Source organism: Mesorhizobium sp. M0601, assembly GCF_040320845.1.
Lineage (GTDB): Bacteria > Pseudomonadota > Alphaproteobacteria > Rhizobiales > Rhizobiaceae > Mesorhizobium.
The window spans coordinates 1-2,093 of the sequence record NZ_JAMYQK010000102.1; the positions used below are offsets into that span (position 1 = coordinate 1).

Sequence of the window (2,093 nt, forward strand, 5' to 3'; positions counted from 1 at the left end):
GCTCCTCGGCTCCTTGCTTCAGTGTCAGTATGTCTCGCTCATCACCTCAAGCCGCGCCAGATGGGGTCAGCTTGGCGCTTACGAAGACCAAGCTCGCTGAGGCGATCCGTTATACGCTGTCACGCTGGGAGGGGCTCGCCCGCTTCCTCGACCACGGACGCATCGAGATCGACTCCAATACCGTCGAGCGGTCGATCCGCCCGATCGCGCTCAATCGGAAGAACGCCCTCTTTGCAGGCTCCGATGGCGGCGCCGAACACTGGGCAGTCGTCGCCTCGCTGATCGAAACCTGCAAACTCAACGGCGTCGAGCCCCTCGGCTATCTCGCCGATGTCCTCACCAGGATCGTCAATGGCCACCCGAACAGCCAGATCGACGACCTGCTGCCCTGGGCCTACATCCCGGCTCCCGAACTCAGGGCCATGGCCTGAGAACAGCGCTCTGATGTCCGCTGTCAAGGTTTGGAACGCAGGAGGTCGCCCGATCCGAGGAACGGCTGCTCATTCTGATGATCGCGCATGGGTGGAGGCGGAACTGAAGGACGTCGGTGATCAAGCTCTGATACGCGGGTTGGCTACCGCATTCCCGATTGTGCGTCTGGGGCTGTTCCTATCTTACTGCGGGCGTCGGCGGTTCGCCGGCCACAAAGCGTCTGACGGGCATTCCCCTGCCGTGGTCCCGCCTCCGCCCATGCGCGAGATGTGCGCCGTCGCGGCGAGGATCAGGTGACGCGCGCCTCCCTTGCGACTGCCCACATGAAGCCGACCAGTTCACGGGCGATCGCGGTGCAGACGACCGTTGTCCGTTTGCCTCGAGCGCTCAGCATGCGGTAGCGAGCTGTCAGGCGGGACTGCGCCTTCCAGGCGATCTCACGCACCTTCGGTGGCGCCTGCTCCAAGCGGTATAGCTTCGCCTTCCCGACCTTGGGCGGATGTCGATAGGTCCAGGCGCTCTCGACCAACATGTGGCGAACCCGACCGTTGCCTGCCTTTGTGATGCCGCCGCGCCGGACTGTCTCCCCGGTTGAGCGCTCGCCGGGAACCAGACCGAGATATCCCATGAGCTGGCGTGGGCTTTCGAACCGGCTGGCGTCGCCGACTTCGGTGACGAACGTCATGGCGACAATCAGGTCTACCCCACGCAATGTCTGAAGCGCCCACACGATTGGTGCCAGTGACCAGGCCGGGACGAACTCTTCGATCACACGCTCCAGCCGCTCGACCCGCTCTTTCGAGACGCGCACCGCCTCACCATCTCCTGGAGTGCGATCTGATGCGCGGGATGATCGAACCGCTGTTCCTGAAGCCAGCGTAGATAGCGCATCGTCCAGCTCTTCTTTCGCGGATAGCTACGGCCGTGCTTGAGCATGAATGCGCTCACCTGCTGGCGATGGACCCGCAGCGTCTCGACCGCGGCCGCCCGCGCGCGAACAAGATCCCGTATGGACTCGTGCCCTTCATCGGGAACCCACACCGCGGTCAGCTCGCCGGCGCGCAATAGCCGGGCAAGGGAAATGGCGTCTCGGCGGTTCGTCTTCACCCGATCGCCGGGCTTCCTCGGTATCAATGATGGTGCAACCACGGTGCAGTCGTGCCCGAGCGACCGGATCAGGCGATAAAGGCCATACCCGGTCGGCCCGGCCTCATAGCAGAAATGCACGTAATCAAAGCGGCTGGCGATCCGGCCTATGACCCGCCGCATGCTTGTGGCGACGCGTCGACCTCACCGAAGAACCGAACCTCTCCTTCCCGGCCTGCCTCCGCAATCGCGATAGCGTTCTTCAGCTTCGCAACATCGATTCCGACAAATGCTTCTCTATAATTCGCCACGGCTCGTCCTCCTGTGGTGAGGATCGGCTCGGCCCGCCCGAGCAACCCTCGGACGCGCAGTGTAGGGCGAGCCACCTCATCGGCAGAGGCGGACATACGGTCTTACGAGCTGGTCGGGGTTGCGCAGCCGATCGCCCGTTGCGGTGAGATTGGCGGCATAAGCCGCCGGCGTGATGTAGCCGAGCGCCGAATGTGGGCGCGATCGGTTGTACAACACGACGAGAGAACGCCCACGGGACCGAGGAACGCAAGTTTCTTTATCCA

1 protein-coding gene and 2 pseudogenes are annotated in these 2,093 nt (G+C 63.4%); 1 reads left to right on the top strand and 2 read right to left on the bottom strand.

Annotation, left to right across the window (positions count from 1 at the left end; translation table 11 throughout):
• Positions 1 to 431 (top strand): IS66 family transposase (locus NKI41_RS32965; RefSeq protein WP_352687211.1); only part of this gene is annotated, 431 nt, incomplete at its 5' end.
• Between the two features lie 290 nt (positions 432 to 721).
• Here the strand turns inward: NKI41_RS32965 and NKI41_RS32970 are convergent.
• Both NKI41_RS32970 and NKI41_RS32975 read right to left on the bottom strand, forming a co-directional pair.
• A pseudogene (locus NKI41_RS32970) lies at positions 722 to 1,829 on the bottom strand (IS110 family RNA-guided transposase).
• A gap of 76 nt (positions 1,830 to 1,905) precedes the next feature.
• Positions 1,906 to 2,093: pseudogene (locus tag NKI41_RS32975) on the bottom strand (hypothetical protein); the annotation flags it as partial.